At 40.7% G+C, this 22,264-nt stretch carries 19 protein-coding genes; 7 read left to right on the forward strand and 12 right to left on the reverse strand.

Translation table 11 applies throughout. The annotated features are described in order from the left end of the window. Window positions 1-18: 18 nt before the first annotated feature. From M2273_RS13395 to gatB, 7 genes are all read right to left on the reverse strand, one after another. Window positions 19-1,029, reverse strand: a complete 1,011-nt coding sequence (locus tag M2273_RS13395; protein WP_429397582.1) for a FimB/Mfa2 family fimbrial subunit — start codon at window positions 1,027-1,029, stop codon at window positions 19-21. Window positions 1,030-1,081: 52 nt separating this feature from the next. Then, window positions 1,082-2,020 (reverse strand): hypothetical protein, encoded by a 939-nt coding sequence (locus M2273_RS13400; protein WP_429397584.1) that lies wholly within the window; start codon window positions 2,018-2,020, stop codon window positions 1,082-1,084. 34 nt (window positions 2,021-2,054) lie between these two features. After that, window positions 2,055-3,008, reverse strand: coding sequence for a FimB/Mfa2 family fimbrial subunit (locus M2273_RS13405; protein WP_429397586.1), 954 nt, complete (start codon window positions 3,006-3,008; stop codon window positions 2,055-2,057). A 51-nt stretch (window positions 3,009-3,059) separates the two neighbouring features. Further along, complete coding sequence (locus M2273_RS13410; RefSeq protein ID WP_429397588.1) at window positions 3,060-3,986, reverse strand: hypothetical protein; 927 nt, start codon at window positions 3,984-3,986, stop codon at window positions 3,060-3,062. A gap of 98 nt (window positions 3,987-4,084) precedes the next feature. Then, window positions 4,085-4,774 (reverse strand): response regulator transcription factor, encoded by a 690-nt coding sequence (locus M2273_RS13415; RefSeq protein ID WP_429397590.1) that lies wholly within the window; start codon window positions 4,772-4,774, stop codon window positions 4,085-4,087. Between the two features lie 97 nt (window positions 4,775-4,871). Beyond that, the gene (locus M2273_RS13420) at window positions 4,872-5,996 is read right to left on the reverse strand and encodes a redoxin domain-containing protein (protein WP_429397592.1); all 1,125 of its coding nucleotides are present in this window, start codon (window positions 5,994-5,996) and stop codon (window positions 4,872-4,874) included. Window positions 5,997-6,111: 115 nt separating this feature from the next. Beyond that, entirely contained in the window at window positions 6,112-7,581 is a 1,470-nt protein-coding gene (gatB, locus tag M2273_RS13425) for an Asp-tRNA(Asn)/Glu-tRNA(Gln) amidotransferase subunit GatB (RefSeq protein ID WP_429397594.1), read from the reverse strand. 532 nt (window positions 7,582-8,113) lie between these two features. Here gatB and M2273_RS13430 point away from each other — a divergent pair. Next, window positions 8,114-8,605 (forward strand): hypothetical protein, encoded by a 492-nt coding sequence (locus M2273_RS13430; RefSeq protein ID WP_429397596.1) that lies wholly within the window; start codon window positions 8,114-8,116, stop codon window positions 8,603-8,605. Window positions 8,606-8,800: 195 nt separating this feature from the next. Here the strand turns inward: M2273_RS13430 and alaS are convergent, their stop codons facing one another. Further along, window positions 8,801-11,554, reverse strand: a complete 2,754-nt coding sequence (gene alaS, locus M2273_RS13435; RefSeq protein WP_429397598.1) for an alanine--tRNA ligase — start codon at window positions 11,552-11,554, stop codon at window positions 8,801-8,803. A gap of 337 nt (window positions 11,555-11,891) precedes the next feature. Between alaS and M2273_RS13440 the strand changes: the two genes are divergently transcribed. The 5 genes from M2273_RS13440 to M2273_RS13460 all read left to right on the forward strand — a co-directional run bounded on the left by M2273_RS13440 (window position 11,892) and on the right by M2273_RS13460 (window position 17,453). Continuing rightward, window positions 11,892-12,092, forward strand: a complete 201-nt coding sequence (locus tag M2273_RS13440) for a hypothetical protein (RefSeq protein WP_429397600.1) — start codon at window positions 11,892-11,894, stop codon at window positions 12,090-12,092. 118 nt (window positions 12,093-12,210) lie between these two features. Next, window positions 12,211-12,546 (forward strand): MerR family transcriptional regulator, encoded by a 336-nt coding sequence (locus M2273_RS13445; RefSeq protein ID WP_429397602.1) that lies wholly within the window; start codon window positions 12,211-12,213, stop codon window positions 12,544-12,546. Window positions 12,547-12,679: 133 nt separating this feature from the next. Further along, entirely contained in the window at window positions 12,680-14,782 is a 2,103-nt protein-coding gene (locus M2273_RS13450) for a ComEC/Rec2 family competence protein (RefSeq protein ID WP_429397604.1), read from the forward strand. Between the two features lie 76 nt (window positions 14,783-14,858). Further along, window positions 14,859-15,503: a hypothetical protein gene (locus M2273_RS13455; RefSeq protein ID WP_429397606.1), complete on the forward strand. Its 645-nt coding sequence runs from the start codon at window positions 14,859-14,861 to the stop codon at window positions 15,501-15,503. A gap of 69 nt (window positions 15,504-15,572) precedes the next feature. After that, entirely contained in the window at window positions 15,573-17,453 is a 1,881-nt protein-coding gene (locus tag M2273_RS13460; protein WP_429397608.1) for an LTA synthase family protein, read from the forward strand. 183 nt (window positions 17,454-17,636) lie between these two features. Here the strand turns inward: M2273_RS13460 and M2273_RS13465 are convergent, their stop codons facing one another. The 4 genes from M2273_RS13465 to M2273_RS13480 are packed head-to-tail and all read right to left on the reverse strand — an operon-like array spanning window position 17,637 to window position 20,921. Then, window positions 17,637-18,242: a hypothetical protein gene (locus M2273_RS13465; protein ID WP_429397610.1), complete on the reverse strand. Its 606-nt coding sequence runs from the start codon at window positions 18,240-18,242 to the stop codon at window positions 17,637-17,639. Between the two features lie 2 nt (window positions 18,243-18,244). Then, on the reverse strand, window positions 18,245-19,510 hold the full coding sequence (bioA, locus tag M2273_RS13470) for an adenosylmethionine--8-amino-7-oxononanoate transaminase (protein WP_429397612.1): 1,266 nt from the start codon (window positions 19,508-19,510) through the stop codon (window positions 18,245-18,247). Then, window positions 19,507-19,947 carry an NUDIX domain-containing protein gene (locus M2273_RS13475; protein WP_429397613.1) on the reverse strand — a complete coding sequence of 147 codons (441 nt, stop codon included), beginning with the start codon at window positions 19,945-19,947 and terminating at the stop codon, window positions 19,507-19,509. The genes bioA and M2273_RS13475 overlap by 4 nt, the downstream gene beginning before the upstream one ends. Next, complete coding sequence (locus tag M2273_RS13480) at window positions 19,947-20,921, reverse strand: cation diffusion facilitator family transporter (RefSeq protein WP_429397615.1); 975 nt, start codon at window positions 20,919-20,921, stop codon at window positions 19,947-19,949. The genes M2273_RS13475 and M2273_RS13480 overlap by 1 nt, the downstream gene beginning before the upstream one ends. A gap of 91 nt (window positions 20,922-21,012) precedes the next feature. On the opposite strand from M2273_RS13480, the gene M2273_RS13485 reads away from it, so the two are divergent. Then, window positions 21,013-22,206, forward strand: a complete 1,194-nt coding sequence (locus M2273_RS13485; RefSeq protein WP_429397617.1) for a pyridoxal phosphate-dependent aminotransferase — start codon at window positions 21,013-21,015, stop codon at window positions 22,204-22,206. The last annotated feature ends 58 nt before the right edge of the window (window positions 22,207-22,264 follow it).

Below are 22,264 nucleotides of genomic sequence, written 5' to 3' on the forward strand. Positions count from 1 at the left end.
AACTTACGCCTCTTACTATTAAAATGGTTTGGTGATAGGGGTTCCGTTCCAGCTGGTATCGGCAACAGCGTGAAAACCATTATTAACAGGGTTACCTCCCCCACCAAATAAATTACCGGTTAAAATTGTTCTTTGATTAGGCAAACAAGTTACATTGGGTATTAGGACTGTCGATATATCACCGCTCCAGCTATCACTATTGCTCCCCAGATCTTCCGATGAGCAATAAAGTGTTACATTTGATTTAGGAAGAGCCAGAAAAGGTTGGCTAAATGTATAATTTAAGGTCCCTATATCTGTTGGGGAAATATCCAAACTACGATATAAGCCGAGAAGCCTGCTGTCGGTTATGCTTGCGGAACAACCGCAACTGACATAAAATTTATAAGCAACCTGCTCGATTGCGAGCCCGAAAAATTTGGCATTTGGAGGGATAGCATCTTTTACTATTACTTGTATTTCTGTGGTTATCCTATTGAGATAAACAGTTTGTGGGGCATTGCCGGGGATTGTTAAAGGGACCTTTTTGTAAAACGCCTCTTTATCAAATATAGTGGGGTAAATACGTTCAGGACTTGTTCCATAGGTTAATATATCTGTAGTCAAACTGCTTTTGGCAACATAATAACTACCATCTTCACCAAGGTCATTTGACAGTGCTAAACCTGTTTTTCCGGCTGCTACTATTACGGTGTAACTCCCATCAGGTAATTCCTCTGCAAAGGTTCCAAAAGCAGCATCAGTTGATGATTGCTGGATAACTTTCACTTTATCGCCCTTGTTATTATATATAGCAAAAAGTATAACTTCAACCTGATCTGCAAGGGCTTGAGTGGTAAGCGGACGATTTGCACTATTGACCTTTAAACCGTTGGTTTGAAAATCGGTAGTTTGCTTTGAAAACCCTACTGTAAAGGTAACTTTATGGGAGTTTTTGCCTCCGGTATCAGTAGTATCCTTTGAGCTTTCTTTTTTACAAGACCACATGATCAGGCAAACAAGCATCAAAGCGAAAAAATTCTTTTTCATTTCTTTAAGTTTAATTTGATAACTATTTGTTGGCGGCTAAATAAATCAGTAATTAATATTCGACATTAATAGGATCAGGATCCCAATCATTAATGCCTATAGAGAAATTATTGTTGACCAAGCCATTGAATAATTTCCCTGACAATATTGTTCTTCTATTTTTTTCGCATATTACATTAGTTACGGTAACGCCGGCACCTACGCTTTTGTGGTTAGCATCATAAGCAGTAATAGTTACCGAAAATGGGGTTATAGTATTACAAATTATATTATCAACTTTAAAATTGGTGGTTCCTTTTACAGCATCAGGAACAACTGTTGTTAAAGTAGACAAACCAGAGTAATTAGGCTGTTCTGCTCCAAATGCGTAATAATAGTAATCTTTATTAACCGTTACCACAATGGTTTTAACGTTAGCCGGAATTGCATCTTCAATATTTACTTCTAATTGACCTACTATTCTGCTTAATGTAACGGTCTGGTTAATATCACCCTGTACGGTTATTTTAAACTTGCCAACAAATGTATCTCCCCAGGGAAATACGGCAGCATTAGAATTATTATTATCTGCATAATAATATTGATAATCACTACCAACCGCAGGATACCCTAATATACTTTTTAACCCGGCTTTACCTGCACCAATTCCAATAGTGTAAGTCCCGGCTGGCAACTTATCCGAAATAGTACCGAAATTACTCGCGGTTGAATCTATATTAAGTGCGCGAAATACATTTCCAGCAGCACCATAAACAACGTATCGAATAGATTTAAAATAATCATTGGTAATTGGTATCGGCGTTGCATTTGTTTTTACACCGTTTACTTTTATTTTATGGCCGGTTGCGTTGGTTATTAATTGGGTAGAATCCGATAAGTTAAATTTTATATCATAAGTTTTAATATCAGGGTCTGTACCGGAACGGTGATCTTTTTTACAGGAAAAAGCAAAAAAGCAAACCAATAATAAGAGAGGCGCGTATTTTTTCATCGGTTTAGTTTTATTTTGAGAGGCTAACTTATTCTTAAAATGGGTTATTACTATGAGTTCCATTCCAGCTGGTATCAGCAACAAGCTGAAAACCGTTACCAACAGGATTACCTGCACCGCCAAATAAACTACCGGTTAAAACTGTTCTTTTATTAGGCATGTACATTACATCGGCTACTACAGCTCTCGATATACCATCATTGATTTGACCTGATGAGCAATAAAGTGTTACATCTGATTTAGGAAGAGCCAAAAAAGGTTGGCTGCTAACTGTATAATTTAAGGCACCAATATCTGTGGGTGTAAAAGTACTCCTTAGCTCTAAGCCGCCAATTGTCCTTGCGGCAGTACCACTACCTATATAAAATTTATTAGCAATTTTTGCAACAGTAATACTCAATATTTTAGCATTTGAGGGGATAGCATCTTTTATTACGACCTTCATTTCTGAGGTTATCCTATCCAGGTTAATTGTTTGCGATGCATCGCCAGGAATTGTTAAGGGAACTTTTTTATAAAACGCATCTTTATTAAATAGTACGCCTTGATTTAAAGGACTATATGTTAATATATCCGTGTTTAAACTGCTACTATCAACAGAAATATCATTTGCCAGGGCTAAACCTGTTTTTCCGGCTGCTACTACTATGGTGTAATTTCCGGTAGTTAACCCCTCTGTAAAGGTTCCAAAACCGGCATCGGTTGATACCTGCTTGGTAACTTTCACTTTATTACCCTTGTTATTGTAAATTGCAAAATATATAACGTCAACCTGATCTGCAAGGGCTTGTGTGCTAAGCGGTCGATTGGTGCTATTAACAGTTAAACCGTTGGTTTTAAAATCGGTAGTTTGCTTTGAAAACCCAACCATGAAGGTAATTTTGTGGGAGCTTTTACCTCCGGTATCTGTAGTATCCTTTGAGCTTTCTTTTTTACAAGACCACATGATCAGGCAAACAAGCATCAAAGCGAAAAAATTCCTTTTCATTTCTTTAAGTTTAATTTGACAACTATTTGTTGGCGGCTAAAAAATCAATAATTAATATTGGATAGTATTAGTATTAGGATCCCAATCATTAATACCGATAGAGAAGCCATTATTGACCGGACTATTGAATAATTTCCCTGACAATATTGTTTTTTTATTTTTTTCGCATGTTACATTAGTTACGATAACGCCTGTATTTATTTTTTTTTGGTTGGCATCATATGGAGTAATAGTTACCGAAAACGGGGTTATGGTATTACAAATTATATTATCAATTTTAAAATTGGTGGTTCCTTTTACAGCATCAGGAACAATTGTTGTTAAAGTAGCCAAATCGGGAACATCAGGCTGTTCTGCTCCAAATGTGTAATAATAGTAATCCTTATTTACCGTTACCACAATGGTTTTAACGTTAGCCGGAATTGCATCTTCAATATTTACTTCTAATTGACCTACTATTCTGCTTAATGTAACGGCCTGGTTAATATCACCCTGTACGGTTATTTTAAACTTGTCAACAAATGTATCTCCCCAGGGGAACTTTGGGGAATTAGAATTAACTCCATAAAAATATCGATAATTACTACCAACCACATCCCTTAATACACTTTGTAAGCCACCTTTACCTGCACCAATTCCAATAGTGTAAGTCCCGGCTGGCAACTTATCTGAAATTGTACCGAAATTACTCGCGGTTGAATCTATACTTAGATTACGAACTTCATGTCCGGAGGCATCATAAACAACGTATTTAATAATTTTAAAATAATCATTGGTAACAGGCACCGGGGTTGCATTGGTTTTTATCCCGTTTACAATTTTATGGCTGGTTGCGCTGGTTATTGATTGTGTAAAGCCTGCTAAATTAAATTTTACGTTGTAGGTTTTAGCATCAGGATCTGTACCGGGATGGTGGTCTTTTTTACAGGAGAAGGCAAAAAAACAGACCACCAGCAAGAGAGGCAGATATTTTTTCATCGGTTTAAGTTTGCCTTAAAGGTAATTCTTTTTCCAAAAAAAATCCAACTATTCTAAAATTAAATAGTTGGACAAGATTTTAAACCGTAACGAAAAGTTTATGCTTCAAACTTGTAGCCTACACCTTTTACGGTAGCTACACAGTCGTCGCCCAGTTTTTCGCGCAGTTTGCGTATGTGCACATCAATGGTACGGTTGGTAACTACTACAGAGTCTTCCCAAATGTTTTTCAGGATCACCTCGCGGGTGTACACTTTGCCGGGCTTTGAGGCCAGCAAATAAAGTAATTCAAATTCTTTTTTAGCTAAAACTACTTTAACACCGTCTTTATAAACCAGGTAAGCTTCGCGGTCAATAACCAGGTTGCCTATTTCCAGTTTGTTATCAGGTGCATCTTCGGCCGGGGCGTTACGGCGCAATATGGCGTTTATGCGGCTTACCAAGGCACGCGGCTTTATCGGTTTAGCAATATAATCGTCGGCACCTACATTAAAGCCGGCAATTTCAGAGTATTCTTCGCTGCGGGCCGTTAAAAACACCATAAAAGTATTTTTAAACTCGGGCATGGTACGCATAATGCGACAAGCTTCAATACCATCCATTTTAGGCATCATAATATCCAAAACAATCAGGTCAGGTAATGATTTTTTTGCTTCGGCAACAGCTTCCTGTCCGTTACGCGCCAAAAACACCTGATAACCTTCTTTTTTCAGATTGTATTCTATTAACTCTAAAATATCCGGTTCATCATCAACAATAAGTATTTTCTGTTTGGAGGAGTTGCTCATGGCACGTTAAATTTTTTGTATAAAAGTATACGCTTTACAAAAGCTAAAAGTTAAGCTAATATTAACAAATTGTTAAAGGTTACCTTATATTAACGATTTATTGAGGCTTGCTAAATGTTTTGTTTAAAAAAGCTTCAAGATCGGCACCTGTAATGTTCTTTGCCACGATATTTCCCTGAGGGTCAATGATAAAATTTGACGGTATGGCTTCAACATGATAAAGCTCTTCTGTAGGGCCTTCAAAACCCTTAAGGTCTGAGCCATGGGCCCAGGTCAACTTATCATCATTAATAGCTTTTTGCCAGTCTTTTTTCTCTTTATCTAAGGATATACCTAAAATATTAAATCCCTTTGATTTAAAAGCATTGTACTGTTTTACCACATTAGGGTTTTCCTGGCGGCAAGGCATACACCATGAAGCCCAAAAATCAATCATTACATATTTTCCTTTATAGTCAGCTAATTTTACCGGCTTACCATCAATACCGGCAGTGGTAAAATCAGGGGCTTTGTGACCAATAGAAACCGGCTTGGCCCTTTCCATTTGTTTGATGAATTGCTGTACCCCGGGGTTGGTCTGAAAGCTGCCCTTTATTTCATCGGCATAAGCTACCAGCTGTGGCTCATATTTAAACACATCCAGTGAAGTGGCTGCATAAAAACCGGCAAGTGAATTTTTGTTATCGTTAACAAATTTCAATACCGCATTGCTATAATCGCCCATGTTCTTTTGAAATATGGGCATATATATTTTCAGCAACGAATCAGACTGCTTACCCAGCGCCTGCGATTTTTCCTGGTATTCTGTAACTACCTTATTATTTTTTTCGCCGTAAAGGTTACTGATCCTGTTAAATTCCTTTATCTTATCAGAATCATCAGACCCGGTAATGGTATAAGCATGGGTATTATCTTTAAGATCGGTAGTAAACTCAATATCATCGCCATTTTTAGCTATCAGGTCATAAATACTTTCGCCGGTACGCAGTTTATATAAATTGGCATAAGGTGCCTCGTGCTTAAACTTAAACTTGCCGTCTTCGCTCAAAGTGGTGGAATCAATAACTTTTACCTGGCTGCTGTCGGCTTCAAGCAGGTACACTATTTTTAAGCTTGATGGGTTTTTAATGGTACCTGAGATGGTAAATGCCGATTTGTCCTTACACGAAAACAGGAATACAGATAGTAAAAATATGCCTGATGCAATTATGCGATTCTTCATTCTTATTTTGATTTGTAATCTATTTAGCCCCCTCTAAATCTCCCCCGGTAGGGGAGACTTTAACTTCGCTTTTTTAAGCCCTCCCTTCCGGGGAGGGTTGGGTGGGGCCCCATTCTTATTTTGATTCTAATTCTTTTATCAGCAGCTGGTTTGTTTTTTGCGGATCAATTTTCCCTTTCGAGCTTTTCATGATCTCGCCCATAAACAAACCTAAAACTCCCTTTTTACCCTTTTGATACTCGATAACCTTATCCGGATATTTGGCTATGGCGTCGCGTATAAAGCGGCTCACCTCGTCGTTATCCGAACTGATCAGCAGGTTAAGTTCTTTAGCCAGTTCTTCGGCGTTTTTACCCGGTTCTTTGACCATGGCCGGGAATATTTTTTGCGAAGCTACAGAATTATTTATCACCCCTGCGTCAACAAGTTTGATCAAACCGGCCAGATGCTGCGGTGTAACAACAAAGTTGCTAATGGTTACGTCATGATCATTCAAATATGATTTCACCGCACCCATTAACCAGTTGGCTGCAGCCTTATAATTGCCTGTAAATTTTATCAGTTCTTCGAAATAAAAAGCCAGGTCCCTGTCGGCTGTTATTACCGAAGCATCATAGGCCGAAAGGCCCAGCTCTTCGGTATATTTATAGTATAGCTGGTTTGGCAGTACCGGCAGGGTTTTGCGGATATTTTCCAGGTATTGCTGGGTAAGCACCAATGGCGGCAGGTCGGGCTCGGGAAAATAGCGGTAATCATTAGCCATTTCTTTGGAGCGTAAAACCGATGTTTCGCCTGTATCTGCATTAAAGTTCAATGTATTTTGATCTATATGGCCGCCATTTTCAATAATATCAACCTGACGGGCAAATTCGTGCTCAATGGCACGCTGCACATTACGTATCGAGTTCAGGTTTTTCACTTCGCAACGGTTACCATATTCGGTTGCACCTTTAAGCCTTACCGAAATATTGGCATCACAGCGCATGCTGCCTTCTTCCATGTTGCCATCGCAAATGTCAAGGTAACGCAGTATTTTGCGGGTTTCGGTTAAAAACTGCCCAGCTTCTTCGGCGCTCCTCATGTCGGGTTGCGATACGATCTCTACCAATGGCACCCCTGCCCTGTTCAGGTCAATAAGCGAATCGGCATGGTGCTGATCGTGCATGCTTTTACCAGCATCCTCTTCCATATGGATGTGGTGAATGGCAATATCTTTTTGGGTACCATCAGCTAACCTCACCGGTACATATCCGCCCAAACAAACCGGTGCCTGATCCTGTGTGATCTGATACCCTTTAGGCAAATCGGCGTAAAAATAATTTTTACGGGCAAAGCTATTATTAAGGTTGATAGTACAGTTACAGGCCAGGCCCATTTTTACCGCATACTCAACCGCTCGTTTATTAAGAAACGGTAAGGTGCCGGGATGCCCCAGCGATATGGCACTAATGTGGTGATTAGGCTCGGCGCCAAAGGCAGCTGAATCTGCCGAGAATGCCTTACTTAAAGTGGATAACTGGGCATGTACCTCGAGGCCTATAACCACTTCGTACTTGTCACTTACCCCGTTTGTGAGAACTGTCATAAAAATAAAGATTCAGCTATAATACTACTGATTGTAAGGTCAAATATATAAAAGTTAATACAGTATAAGCATCATTTTACTATTAAACATGCCATAAAATTTATGCGAATACCGCTGCCACAGCGGTAAATGGGGTAAATATGCTGATTAAAACTATTGATTTTGTATAGTTTAAAGTGTAAGCACTCAACCTACACTTTATGGAAAGGAGAACTTTAAATCAATGTTGAAATTTTGTCATCCTGAGATATCAAAACCAGCGGTATCTAAAGGTTAAATGACGTAGGAAGCGGAGGGTTGTGCGGTTCCCCTCTTGAGAGGAGTAGAGGGGTGTGTACTTTTAATCGAACGTATAAACACACCCCTGCCTCCCTCGATTCTTGCGCTCCCCTCTCAAGAGGGGAACTAAAACAAACACGTCATGTTTCCCCATCTTTCTTCTCCATTATTATTAAACCTTTGCGGCATTACCCCGTCTACCATATAACTCGGCACAATAATTGAAATATAAGCCGCATATTAAGAAGATACTATGAAAAAGATAATTTTAGGAATGCTTGCAGGATGCTTTATACTTGCAGCGTCGGTTACCGAAACAAAAGCGCAGGTAAGTGTAAATGTAAATCTGGGTATTTGGGACCCACCTGCGGAATACTCGGGCGTTAACTATTACTATTTACCCGATGTAGAGAGCTATTACTATGTACCAACCCATCAATATGTTTATTTAGAGGGCAACAGCTGGGTATTCAGAAAATCTTTACCACCACGTTATAGTTCATACAATATACGAAATGGCTATAAAGTAGCGGTTAACAGGCCACGTGCATATAGGTATTATAATGATGACCGTGCCCGCTATTCCCGCTACAGGGGCACGCATGACAGGCAGGTAATTATCCGCGACCATTACCACACCCGCGTGGTAAACCGTACAAGGGTGGTGAACCGCACAAAATATGTAAACAAAGAAAAACACGGTCATCATGATAATGGCCGGCATAAAGGACATGACAAACACTAAGAACGTTAATTATTAAAAGTGTTAGAAAATATATATTAACAAAAAAGACCGCTGATTAGCGGTCTTTTTTGTTAAATCATCATGGCATTACGAGGCACGAGGCAATCCCTGATTAGCAGAGTGGCTCTGTATAGTATAGAGATTGCTTCGTACCTCGCAATGACGCGTGGTTGAAATGCTCTTACTTGAGCTCGTTTATCCAACAAAGCTTTTAGCCTTTGCCAGCGCGGCATCCAGTCCGCTTATATCGCTGCCACCGGCAGTTGCAAAAAACGGCTGACCACCGCCGCCGCCTTTTACTTCTTTGGCCAGTTCTTTAACAATATTACCGGCATGTAAACCTTTTTCCTTTACCAGGTTTTCGGCTATCATTACGGTGAGGCTCGGTTTACCGTCGAAATCGGCAGCCAGTACCAGGAATAGGTTGGGTACAATATCTTTTAACTGGTAGGCCAGGTTTTTAACAGCTTCGGCATTGGGCAGGGCCACTTTTTGGGCGATGAAGTTAATATCGCCTATAGCCTCGGCCTTTTGTGCCAGTTCATTTTTTAACCCTGATGACTTTTCAAGAATGCTTTTTTCAATTTCCTTTTTCAACTTGGAGTTTTCGTCAAGCAGACTCTCCACACTTTTAGTCAGGTCCTTAGGGTTTTTAAGCAGATCCTTTAGCTGATTTACCAGTTGGTTTTGATTAGTGATATAAACTTCGGCACCAACACCGGTAATAGCCTCAATACGGCGAACCCCGGCGGCTACGGCGCTTTCGGCAATTATTTTGAAATAGCCTATTTGCCCCGTGGCATTTACGTGCGTACCACCGCAAAGCTCCTTGCTAAACTCATCGTCGAAAGTAATTACACGTACATATTCGCCATACTTTTCGCCAAACAGGGCGGTTACACCACTGCTGATGGCTTCGGCATATAAAACGCTGCGCTCTTCTTTTAGTGGGATGTTCTGGCGTATCTTTTGGTTAACGATGGCTTCGATCTGCCCAAGTTCCTCATCGGTTACTTTGGCGAAGTGCGAAAAATCGAACCGCAGGTAATCAGCATTTACCAGTGAACCTTTTTGGTTCACGTGGCTGCCCAATACCTGTTTCATAGCGGCGTGCAGCAGGTGTGTAGCCGAGTGATTGGCATTGGTTTGGTTGCGCAATGAAGGGTCGACAATAGCGGTAAGGGCATCGTCAATATCATCGGGCAGGGTATCTACATAATGAACGATCAGGCCGTTCTCCTTTTTGGTATCAGTTACTTTAACGATCTCACCATCCGGGAACACCAACTCACCCTTATCTCCTACCTGACCGCCACTTTCGGCATAGAACGGTGTTTTATCCAAAACTATCTGGAACTGTTCTTTACCTTTTGCGGTTACCTTGCGGTATTTTACTACGTGTGCTATGGTTTCAGTTTCTTCGTAACCGGTGAACTCGACTGAATCAACATCTTTTAATACCACCCAATCGCCGGTATCAATAACGGATGCAGCGCGAGAACGAGTTTTTTGTTCTTGGAGGGCGACTTCAAAACCTTCCATATCAACAGTCCAGTGCATTTCTTTCGCAATCAATTGAGTTAAATCTATTGGAAAGCCATATGTGTCATACAGTTCGAATGCGCTTTTGCCTGAGACTTCAAAACTTGTGTTATCAACCATCTTTTCAGCGATGTAAGATTCCTTTTCAGTCTGAGTTCTACTGTCTTGTTTACCAAATTCTCGCTCGTACTCTGCAAAATAGTGGTTGATTTTTAATGTTCTAATTCGTAGCAAACCATCGGCTAAGGTTTTTAAAAAACTTTTTTCTTCTTCTAAAACCACCTTTTGGACAAAATCTTTTTGGTCATATAATTCATTGAACACGCCCTTAAATTGCTCAGCAAGCAATGGAACTAATTGATTTAAAAAAGGTTCATTAAAATTTAGATATTGATAAGCATATCTTACAGCTCTGCGTAGAATACGACGAATAACATAACCTGCTTTGTTGTTGGATGGCAATTGTCCATCAGCAATGGCAAAGCTAATAGCCCGAATATGATCCGCTATAACTCTCATCGAAACAGCTTCATCCCACTCTCCAAAACTTTCAAAATTTGTGTTGTTATCCTTTGTAGCACTTCCATTATATTTCTTGCCGCTTTTTTCAGCAATAAACTGGATCATCGGTTGAAAAACATCTGAATCATAGTTGGATGTTTTGCCTTGCAGCACACGCACCAAACGTTCAAAGCCCATCCCAGTATCCACATGCTTGTTTGGCAATGGTTGAAGCGCGCCACCTTTTAAGCGGTTAAACTGCATAAACACGTTATTCCAGATCTCTATCACCTGGTCATGGTCGGCATTTACCAGGGTGGCACCACTTACTTCGGCACGCTCATTATCCGGCCGGCTGTCATAATGAATCTCGGAACATGGACCACATGGACCGGTTTCGCCCATTTCCCAAAAGTTATCTTTTTTATTGCCGCGAAGGATATGGTCTTCAGCAACCAGGGCTCTCCATAGTTCGTAGGTTTCGGTATCTTTTTCCAAACCTTCCTTATCGTCGCCTTCAAAATAGGTTACGTACAGGCGGTCTTTAGGTAGTTTATAAACTTCGGTAAGTAGTTCCCAGCTCCAGGCAATGGCTTCTTTTTTAAAGTAGTCGCCAAAGCTCCAGTTGCCCAACATCTCGAACATGGTGTGGTGATAAGTATCAATACCCACCTCTTCCAGATCGTTATGTTTGCCTGATACGCGCAGGCAGCGTTGAGTATCAGCCACGCGCGGCGCTTTTGCAGGTGCTTCGCCCAAAAATATATCTTTAAACTGGTTCATCCCCGCATTGGTGAACATGAGGGTTGGGTCGTTTTTTATTACAATTGGCGCAGAAGGAACGATGATATGTCCCTTAGAAACAAAAAAATCAAGAAAAGCCTGTCGTATTTGTGAAGCTGTCATAGTGTGCAAATGTAATTATTAGTCGGAATTTGTCTGAACCTGAATGTATAGAATTAATGAATTGACAGAATTTTTGTTTGGTCGGGTCAGGATTTGTGGGATTTGTCTGAACCGGGATTTTGTCTGAACCGAGATTTTTCACATGTTGTTTGTTTTTAACGGAATTCAAGATGGCTTCGCGGTTTATGGGATTTATTAGCTGAACAGGATTAAATAAAAAATCAGGGTAATCCTTTAATCCAATAAATCCCGGTTCTGACAGCCGTTCACATGCTTATGCGTTATTATTTTAAAATACGGTAGTTCTCATTATGAAAAATAAAAACTAAATTCGCTTATGGAAACGTTGAGAGTTGACATTCAAAATGATCAGGAAAAAAAAGTACTCCTGGCTTTTTTAGACAGTTTGAATTATCAATATAGCATTGATAAGGATATTGATGTAACCACACCCCCGTTAAAAGATCTGGATGAGCGTAAAGCCGATTTGCTGAGCGGTAAAACATCATCTCTGCCCTGGGACGAGGGTAAATCATAATATCCTTACTAAAATTATAACTCCGAAATTGACATTCCGAAACAGCGGAGTTTTCCTGAGTACCCCTAAAAAATAAACAACAAGCCAAAAATTTCGAAATTATCAAATACATTTGCATATGCCTTACAAAGACCGCGAGATAAGCAAAATGTATTACACCATGGGCGAGGTATCGGCCATGTTTGATGTTAATCAGTCGCTTATCCGTTTCTATGAAAAGGAGTTTGATGTACTGCAGCCCAAAAAGAACAAAAAAGGCAACCGTTATTTTACTCCCGAGGACATTGAGAATTTTAAGATCATTTTTCACCTCATACGCGATAAAGGCTACACCCTGAACGGAGCCAAAGAGCATTTAAAGCATAACATGACCGATACCAAAGAAAATCAGCGTGTTATTGATTCGCTCGAAAACATAAAAAAATTCCTGCTCGAAGTGCGCGACCAGTTGTAGGTGTGCACATCGTATCAAGTAACGAGTATCAGGTATCACGACAGTGATATTTTTTCATAATACCTCCAAAAATCTTAATACTTGATACTCGCTACTTGATACTAAATCATATTTTTATTTTTTATTGATATACATGCTCGCAAACCATAAAGGCGAAATACCTGTTGTTGTACTGCTGATGCCCTGGTTGTTAGGCATAACATTAGGTATCAGCTTTATTTCGGCAGTTTATTTACCTTTTTTACTTGGTGCTTTTATTGGTTTAAGTATTGTATTTATAGTACTTAATTTAAACTATCAGCGGCTAAAAATTTATAAACGACGATGGCTTGGCGGTCTGCTCATTAGCCTTATTTTACTGGCGGCCGGATGGATCAGCGCGATCAGTTATAACGAACTAAATAACCGGCATCATTTTTCAAAGTTACCATCACCATACTTATCGGTAAAGATCAATAATGAACCTCAGCTTAAGAACGGACTCATCCGGTTTACAACTACGGTTCAGCAAAGCATCAATCGTAAGCAAGCTACAGCAGTTACAGGAACGCTGCTTATTACCCTGAAAGATAGCGCCGCCATAGGCTTGCAATATGGTGATGAACTACTGGTACCGGCCACATACACCCCTATCGACCCACCCTTTAACCCGGCAGAATTTAATTATAAAAAATACCTGGCCCATCAGAATATTTATCACCAGCTGTTTTTATATCCGGGGCAATACCGGGTATTACAACACAACAAAGGCAACCCGCTCATTGCCTATGCTCTTAAGTTAAGGCAGCAAATGGTGGCAAAATTTAAACAACAACTGCACAACCCCGATGCTATTGCTGTGGCTTCAACCCTGATACTGGGCTACAAAGCCGACCTGAGTAATGATGTTTTACAGGCTTATTCAAAAACGGGAACCATTCATGTTTTATCGGTTTCGGGAGCGCACGTGGCCATTATATATTTTTTATTACAGTGGATGCTTGGCTTTTTGAACCGGTACAAGTACGGTAAAGCTTTAAAAACAACGGTCATTATCCTGCTGGTATGGTATTACGCCATGTTAACAGGCTTTTCGCCGGCGGTTTGCCGTGCCGCGGTCATGATCAGCATGGTTATCATCGGCAACACCTTTGTGCGGTATATTAATATGCTGAATATCCTGGCCATATCAGCCTTTTTATTGTTGCTGTATGATCCGTTTTTTATAACAGATGTCGGTTTCCAGCTCTCCTATCTCGCTGTTGCAGGTCTGATCGTTTTACAGCCGGTAGTATATAAATGGGTAACGTTTAAAAACAAATGGGTCGATAAATTATGGGCCTTGTGTTCGGTATCTATAGCGGCGCAGGTAATTACTTTTCCGTTAAGCGCGTTTTATTTTCACCAGTTCCCGGTTTATTTTTTGGCGAGCAACCTGCTTATCATTATACCAACCATGATCATTATATATAGCGGATTATGCTATCTGCTTTTTTCGTGGGTGCCTATACTGTCAACACTACTGGCCTGGGTACTTGAAAATACTATCCTGTTCATGAATAAAGCGCTGGCACTTATTGAACATGCCCCTTTTGCCAGCATTGGTAAAATATGGTTCACCACAACCGAGTATCTGCTTACCTATGCCTTCCTCATCACCCTGTTTTATTTTTTGTACGATAAAAAGCCCTGGCTGCTACGGTTAAGTATAGGCTGCCTGCTGTTGCTGTGTATAAGTATCAGCATAAAAAGATATGATTTGACCAATACCAAATCAATTGCCTTTTTAAACCTGCGCAAAAACACCGGATTGGTATTTAAAAGCGGTAACAATGCCATTATACTAAGTAACCTTGCCGATACCGACAAAAACTACAGCTATTCGGTACAGCCCTATCTGGACAGCAACAAAGTAAGCAATGCAAAGTTGTATGATCTTAAACAGGGCATTAGTACACCTTATTTCAAAAAACAAGGTAACCTGATCCAGTTTTATGATAAAAGGATATTGATATACAACAGCGAACTGCCAAACATACAACTACCCCAAAAACTAAAAACCGATTACCTTTACATTACCGGTAACCCGCATACTGATCTGCACCAGATCGGCAAAAATTATGATTACCAGGTGCTTGTGATCGATGGCAGTAATACCAGCAAATTAATTAATCAACTTGAAGGCGAAGCAAAGGAAATGCATATAAATTATAGCATATTAAAGCGTAACAATTCGTTAATTGCACTATCTAACTGAAAAAAATTAAACCAAATACCAAAAAATTTGTCTTTTAACCTAAAACCAGTAAATTGGTATAAATCAAACTAAAAACATGAATATTAAATTTTTCAACGTTGCATTGGGCCTTGCTCTTACCGCAACAGCCATGAGCGCCAGCGCACAAAAAAAATACACAGAAGGTGTAGTAGTACTTTCTACGGCCATGCAGGGCCAGCAGGTTGATGCTAAAGGCTACTTCAGGGCCGATTCAAGTGCATTCGCTTTTACCACCGGACCGGCAACCATAAAAATATTAACAGATGCCGGCGGAAAATCAATGGCTGTTTTAGTTGATGTACCTGTTGCTAATATTAAAAAAGCAGCAATTGCCAATCCCGACGAAGTTGATCAGGCTATAGCAGCAATGCCAACTTTCACTTTTGCACCAGGTACCGAAACCAAACAGATATCGGGCTTTAACTGTAAAAAAGTAGTGGCTACAGATTCAAAAACTAAAAAAACTTATGATATCTGGGTTACCAATGATATTGAAGTGCCTATTACCGGTATAGCTAAATATTATAGAGAAGCCGGTGGTTTCCCTATCCAATATACCTCATTTAGTCAGGGTCAAAGCACCGAGGTTACTGTAAAAAGTGTAACTGAAGGAAAAGCACCTGCCGGTACATTTGGCATCCCTGCTGATTTTGAGAAAATATCTATGGACGATCTTAAAGCCATGAGTGGAGGCCGATAAGCGTCTTCACTAACAATTCATTAAAGGTTTCTTAACATTGCGGTTAAAGTACTATTTTTGTACCCCCATATGTTAAGAAACCTTTTTAGTATAGTCAGATTTTTTGTTTTCTGGCTGGTGTTTTTCGCAATCACCAGGGTAACATTTGAATTGTATTTTTTTCACAAGCTTAACGGAGCAGGTTTTGGTGAAATACTACAAACGTTTTTCTATGGCCTGCGTCTGGATGCTTCGGCTGCCGCTTATATCTGTATCATCCCTTTACTTGTATTCGTTGTTTACTGGTGTATCCCTTCCCGCTCAGTTAAACCCATATGGCTTAAAGGTTACGTTTGGTTTTGCTTGTTTTGCATATCATTAAATACGATACTTAACTTTAACATTTTCAGGGAGTGGGGTACAAAGGTTACCTTCAGGGTGTTTAGCTCGTTATATCATGCCCCATCAGAGGCCCTGGCTTCTACCGGGTCTTCTCCTGTAGCCAGGTGTATCACCATTGGCATATTACTGCTTGGTACGGGTATATTGCTATCCAATTACATTATAAACTACAATTTTAAAAAGCCCGTTACCGAACCACGCGTTAAAACTGTTGCCATATGTTTACTGTTATTCGCAAACTTTGTTTTGATGAGGGGCGGCTTACAAACTGAGCCTGTAAATCAAAACGCGGCTTACTTTTCTGATAAGGAGATCATGAACCAATGTGCCTTAAATACAGAATGGAACTTATTTAACAACATTTTCGAAAATTTCCGCAGGCCATATAATCCTTATGTGTTTATGCAGCCCGGCAGCGCGGCGCAACTGGTACAAGATATATTTAGTGTAAAAGGCGATTCTACACTAAAGGTACTTACCACCAACCGGCCCAACGTGGTGATCATTCAGCTGGAAAGCTATACGGCAAGCATTATTGAATCATTAGGCGGAGATAAGGGCGTAGCCCCAAACTTTGAAAAATTCATCCATAACGGTATCCTGTTTAACAATATCTACTCATCTGCCGACCGTACCGACAAAGGGATCATATCTATCATGAGCGGCTTTCCCTCGCAGGCTATCCGTACTGTGGTGGCCGATACCATTAAGCAAAAAAAGCTGCCGGCATTATCCACCGTCTTTAAAAACGCGGGATATCAAACCACTTACTTTTATGGTGGTAAAAGCACCTATATGGACTTTAACATATTTATGAAAAGCCACCTGGTTGATCATATTATTGATGAATTTAGCTTTAATAAAGGTCAGGTAAAAACAGAATGGGGCGTGTATGATGATGTGCTTTTAAGCAAGCATTTACAATATAATGAGCATCAAAAACAACCATTTTTTTCATATCTGCAAACATCAACCAACCATGAGCCTTTTGTGCTGCCTGTAAAAGCACATTATCCGGATGATGATGCTGAAGGTGATGCGAGCAATAAGTTCAGGAGCACCGCCTACTTTACCGATTCATGCCTTAACGCTTATTTTGAGCAGGCCAAAAAGCAAGCCTGGTATAAAAACACCCTGTTTATTTTAGTGGCCGATCATGGTCACCGCCTGCCGCGTAATATATCTGAGGCTTATAATCCGGCCAAATATCATATCCCGCTATTGTTTTTTGGCGATGTGATAAAGCCCGAATACCGCGGCAAAAAGATCAGTAAATTAGGAGGACAAACGGATATTGCCGCCACCCTGCTATCGCAGTTGGGTATGCCACATGATCAGTTTAAATGGTCAAAGGATCTGCTTAACCCACAGTCGGCCGATTTTGCCTTTTTTGATTGGGATAATGGCTTTGCCTTTATGCTGCCACACCAAACTGTAGCCTACGATAATTCGGGCCGCAGGATTGTTTATACCAGTAATAAAGGCATTGACCAGAAGACCACAGATAAAACACTATTATACGGCAAAGCGTTTTTGCAGCAGGTGTATACGGAGTATATGGCTTTTTGACCGTTGATTGGTTGGATTACGTTGATTTCGCAGATTTTTTGTCGGAACCATGATTTTTAGGATTTAGGGATTACCTGGATTAAAAGGGTTTGTCATCCTGAGCGCAGCGAATGACAATGTATATATAAAAATCCTAAAAATCTCTTAATCTGCTTAATCCAGGTTCAGACAATCTCTGCACATTTATCCTAAAGCCTTCCCCAGTTGCTCCACCCATTGATTAAACAGGCGGGTTTCAAATTCAACGGCTTTATTGGCGTGAAGCTCCCAATCGGGCGAGAATTTGTGCAGCTGGTTCAGCATTTCTTCCAGATGGCCTTCTTCCTCTAAAATAATCGATTTTACGTTTACTTTGCTCCCTGCTTCATCAAGTGCATCCTGATAAATGGGGTAAAGTTCATCAGCACGTACTTCAATGGCGTAGGTAACCAATAAATAGGCCGCAAAACGGAGTTCGCTGCCGCTTAGGTTAAGTTCCTTTTTCAGGTAGCGGCAAACATCAATATCCAGCTGATTTAAATAATATTTGCTCGAACCCGGGGCAAGCAGGTATTCGGCGGCATAAGTTGGTAACTCTACACCGGTTTTTTCCAGCTGTTTTTTAAGATAAAAAGCATGACGGTGCTCCTCGGCGGCGTGTTTTAATATAATGTAGGTAACAGTAAGCGGATCCTCACTGGCCGATATTTTGCGTGCGCCAGTATTTTCCATCAGCGACAGTGTATTTAACCAGCGTGAGTGCAATTCGTTATCAGCAATTATTCGGGGTAATAGTGTATTCAACAGCATAATTATATTTCTTCAAGCGCCTGTTCAATTTTGCTGTAAACATAATCGAGTTCGGCATTAGTAATGCAATACGGAGGTAAAATGTATATGATATTGCCCAGCGGACGCAATATAATACCTTCGGCTAAAAAGTATTGGTATAATTTATCGCGCAGCGAATTAAAATAGGAAGTATTATCACCGGTTTCCCATTCCATAGCTACGATGGTGCCGGTTTGCCTTACAACTTTTATTTTAGGGTGATGCTGTATTTTAGCTGCAAACTGCCGGTGTGACGTTTCAATACGGCTGATATTAGCCGCGGTTGCAGGCTCCAGGAAAAGATCGAGGCTTGCTAATGCCGCCGCGCAGGCTATAGGGTTGGCAGTAAACGAATGTCCGTGAAACAAGGTTTTCAACCTGTCATCTGATAAAAAAGCATCATAGATCTGCTGGGTGCAGGTGGTTAAGCCTAAAGCCATGGTACCGCCTGTTAAACCCTTTGAAAAACACATAATATCGGGCTGTACCTGTACATGGTTGCTGGCAAAAGGCTTACCTGTACGACCGAACCCGGTAAATACCTCATCAGCTATCATCAATACGTTTTCTTGCCGGCAGTGAGCCATTAACCGGTTCAGGTATCCGGCATCGTACATCAGCATCCCTCCTGATCCCTGTACCAGCGGTTCAAATACGAAACATGCTGTCTCAGATTTCAGATGTGAGATCTGAGCTTTGAGGCTTTCCATATTGTCTTTGTTTGGGGTATCAATAAACTCTACCTCAAACAGCAGGCTATCAAATGCGGCGGTAAATGCACTGCGACCACTCACGGCCATGGCACCAAAGGTATCGCCGTGATAAGCGTTTTTAAATGCTATAATTTTAGTACGCTGATCACCATTGTTAAGCCAGTATTGCAGGCACATTTTTATAGCCACTTCAATAGCGGTTGATCCATTATCTGAATAAAATGCTTTTTGCTGGTTATCCGGTAAAATGGCCAGCAGTCTTTCGGCCAGTTCAATCGCGCCTTCATGGGTAAAGCCTGCGAATATCACATGCTCCAGTTTATGCAATTGCTCTGATACTTTTTGGGCTATGTACGGATGCGCATGGCCGTGGATATTTACCCACCATGACGATACCGCATCGATATATTTTTTGCCTTGCTCATCAAACAGGCAGGTACCTTCGCCCCGTACAATACCTATTGGGGGGGCAGCCGTTTTCATTTGGGTATACGGATGCCATATTACTTTAAGGTCACGCTCAGTCAAATTCATAGTTCTGCTCTTAATAGTTCTACAACACGCTTATCTGTAGGGAAGGTAACATCATCAGTGGTTAGATCGGCAATTTTTATCCATCTGAAAGCCTGCAGCACGTCGCCTTCACCATCAAAATCATAAGCAATGGTTTTTACGGAAAAATTTAATGGTGTTATATTTTTCACCTTATAATACACGCTGATAATCTGTGAATTATTGAAAGCCGACCGTACAAAAAAATCAGTTGTGTAAAAATGCCCTGTCACCTCAATCTCTGCCTCGCACTCCTCTACAAACTCACGCTTTAAGCCATCTATCAGCCCCTCGCCTATTTCAAGGCCTCCGCCAGGAAATTTTATAAAACGATGGCCATACTCCTGCTCATCACTTATCAGCACTTCGTTTTGCTCATTTATAAGCAAACCATATACACGTACATTAAAATACTCCATTATTCAAAGTGTTTTTTGTTGCGTACCACCTTATCCATTGTCCACGCTATGGTTTCGGTTTGTGCTTCGGACCGTATAGGGCAATTGGGCATACTGCAATAATGGCAACATTCAGGCACGCATGGGTCCGAATGTATAAACAGTTCCGTTTTTATTCCTACCTCTTCGTTGATCATTTTATCAACCAGCGATACTTCGGCATGTACGTGGGTTAGATCAAAGTAGTTGGGCAGGGTCATGTGGCAATCAATATGCAGTTCGTTACCATATTTCTGGGCACGCAGGTTATGCACATCAATCCAGGCATCGCGGCGTTTTTCGCTCAGCACATGTATAATATCCGTCACCACCTGAAAATCGGCCTCGTCCATTAAGCCACCGACTGATTTGCGTATCAGCTTGTAACTATTAAATATAATATATAAAGCTACAAGTATAGATAAGGCGCTATCGAGCCATAAAATCTCCGTTAATTTTATCAGTATTAAACCAGCAACCAAACCAACACTGGTTACCATATCGGTAAGCAGATGACGGCCATCCGCATCCAATGTTATAGAGCGCAGTGACTTGCCCTTTTGGATCATGTAATAACCTAAAGCCCCGTTAATGAGCCCTGTGGCCCCAATAATCATAGCACCGGTAAGCAGGTCATGGATATAAGTGGGGTAAAATAAACTATAAACAGATTTAATGATGATGATAACGCCCGCAATACCTATCAATGAGCCTTCGATAAAAACAGAGAAATACTCCACTTTGCCGTGCCCATAAGGATGGTTCTCATCCCGAGGCCTTGATGACAGATAGATACTGAAAAAAGCGAAGGCGCTGGCAATTACATTTACAATGCTTTCGGCGGCATCGGTAAGTACAAAGTTAGACGCGGTTAAAAGATATGCCCCAAACTTCGCCATCATCAGGATAAAGCCTGTAATAAGCGAAATAAATATGATCCTCTTCTGTTCTTTCAAACCTATCTTAATTAAGAGGTCAAATTTATAAATAACAAGCGTAAGTAGCAGTAAAGTTATTTTCTATATTTGCCGCGATAACATAATTTATATGAGCGCATTAAGTACCCGGATAAATAACCTGTCCGAATCTCAAACAATTAAAATGGCCAAAATGGGCCGTGAACTTGCCGCAAAAGGTGTTGACGTGATCAGCCTGAGCTTTGGCGAACCTGATTTTCATACTCCTGAACATATTAAGGAGGCTGCCAAGAAGGCCATGGACCAAAACTATACCTACTACACACCAGTAGCCGGTTATCCTGAACTGCGTAAGGCAGTAGTTGCCAAATTAAAGAACGAGAACAACCTTGATTATGATTTTAGCCAGATCGTGGTATCAACAGGTGCTAAGCAGGCTATTGCCAACGCGGTACTGTGCCTGGTAAACCCTGGCGAAGAAGTGATAATCCCTACCCCATACTGGGTATCATACTCAGAAGTAGTAAAGCTGGCCGAAGGTGTAAGCGTTTTTATAAACACCACTGTTGAGCAAAATTTTAAAATAACCCCTGAGCAATTAGAGGCGGCTATTACGCCAAAAACCAAATTGTTCATGTTTTCATCGCCATGTAACCCTACAGGCAGCGTTTACAGCAAGGATGAGCTGGAAGGATTAGCAAAAGTATTTGAAAAACATCCTCATGTTTATATCCTGAGCGATGAGATCTATGAGCACATTAACTATATTGATAAACACGAATCGATAGCCCAGTTTGATTATATTAAAGATCGCGTAGTGATCATCAATGGCTGGTCTAAAGCGTTTGCCATGACCGGCTGGAGAATTGGTTACACTGCAAGTAGCAAAGAAATTGCCACTGCCTGCGACAAAATGCAGGGACAGATTACTTCTGGTACCTGTTCAATAACTCAACGTGCAGGTGTTGCCGCGTACGAAGGTGGCCTGGAAACAGTACTTGAAATGCGTGCCGCATTTAAAAAACGTCGTGACATTGTGTATAAACTATTAAGCGAAATTGACGGCATTAAATTAAACCTGCCCGATGGCGCGTTTTACTTTTTCCCGAACGTAACTTCTTTCTTTGGCAAAAGCTATAATGGCAAAACCATTAAAGATGCAGATGAGCTAAGCATTTACTTGTTAGAGGAAGCCCATGTTGCTACCGTAGGTGGTGATTCATTTGGTGATCCAACTTCTATCCGTATCTCCTATGCTGCCGCTGAAGATAAGCTGATAGAGGCCGTGAAAAGGATAAAAGAAGCGTTGGGTAAATTGAAATAGTTTGCGATTGTCTGAACCACGATTAATCAGATTTTTTAGATTTTGATTTGCAAGTAAA

It is taken from the genome of Mucilaginibacter lappiensis, from assembly GCF_050433765.1.
GTDB classification, from domain to species: Bacteria; Bacteroidota; Bacteroidia; order Sphingobacteriales; family Sphingobacteriaceae; genus Mucilaginibacter; species Mucilaginibacter lappiensis_A.

Excerpts from the sequence above, each read along its gene's own strand:
- M2273_RS13395 (WP_429397582.1), bottom strand. The coding sequence starts at position 1,029 with ATGAAAAAGAATTTTTTCGCTTTGATGCTTGTTTGCCTGATCATGTGG.
- M2273_RS13400 (WP_429397584.1), bottom strand. The coding sequence starts at position 2,020 with ATGAAAAAATACGCGCCTCTCTTATTATTGGTTTGCTTTTTTGCTTTT.
- M2273_RS13405 (WP_429397586.1), bottom strand. The coding sequence starts at position 3,008 with ATGAAAAGGAATTTTTTCGCTTTGATGCTTGTTTGCCTGATCATGTGG.
- M2273_RS13410 (WP_429397588.1), bottom strand. The coding sequence starts at position 3,986 with ATGAAAAAATATCTGCCTCTCTTGCTGGTGGTCTGTTTTTTTGCCTTC.
- M2273_RS13415 (WP_429397590.1), bottom strand. The coding sequence starts at position 4,774 with ATGAGCAACTCCTCCAAACAGAAAATACTTATTGTTGATGATGAACCG.
- M2273_RS13420 (WP_429397592.1), bottom strand. The coding sequence starts at position 5,996 with ATGAAGAATCGCATAATTGCATCAGGCATATTTTTACTATCTGTATTC.
- gatB (WP_429397594.1), bottom strand. The coding sequence starts at position 7,581 with ATGACAGTTCTCACAAACGGGGTAAGTGACAAGTACGAAGTGGTTATA.
- M2273_RS13430 (WP_429397596.1), top strand. The coding sequence starts at position 8,114 with ATGAAAAAGATAATTTTAGGAATGCTTGCAGGATGCTTTATACTTGCA.
- alaS (WP_429397598.1), bottom strand. The coding sequence starts at position 11,554 with ATGACAGCTTCACAAATACGACAGGCTTTTCTTGATTTTTTTGTTTCT.
- M2273_RS13440 (WP_429397600.1), top strand. The coding sequence starts at position 11,892 with ATGGAAACGTTGAGAGTTGACATTCAAAATGATCAGGAAAAAAAAGTA.
- M2273_RS13445 (WP_429397602.1), top strand. The coding sequence starts at position 12,211 with ATGCCTTACAAAGACCGCGAGATAAGCAAAATGTATTACACCATGGGC.
- M2273_RS13450 (WP_429397604.1), top strand. The coding sequence starts at position 12,680 with ATGCTCGCAAACCATAAAGGCGAAATACCTGTTGTTGTACTGCTGATG.
- M2273_RS13455 (WP_429397606.1), top strand. The coding sequence starts at position 14,859 with ATGAATATTAAATTTTTCAACGTTGCATTGGGCCTTGCTCTTACCGCA.
- M2273_RS13460 (WP_429397608.1), top strand. The coding sequence starts at position 15,573 with ATGTTAAGAAACCTTTTTAGTATAGTCAGATTTTTTGTTTTCTGGCTG.
- M2273_RS13465 (WP_429397610.1), bottom strand. The coding sequence starts at position 18,242 with ATGCTGTTGAATACACTATTACCCCGAATAATTGCTGATAACGAATTG.
- bioA (WP_429397612.1), bottom strand. The coding sequence starts at position 19,510 with ATGAATTTGACTGAGCGTGACCTTAAAGTAATATGGCATCCGTATACC.
- M2273_RS13475 (WP_429397613.1), bottom strand. The coding sequence starts at position 19,947 with ATGGAGTATTTTAATGTACGTGTATATGGTTTGCTTATAAATGAGCAA.
- M2273_RS13485 (WP_429397617.1), top strand. The coding sequence starts at position 21,013 with ATGAGCGCATTAAGTACCCGGATAAATAACCTGTCCGAATCTCAAACA.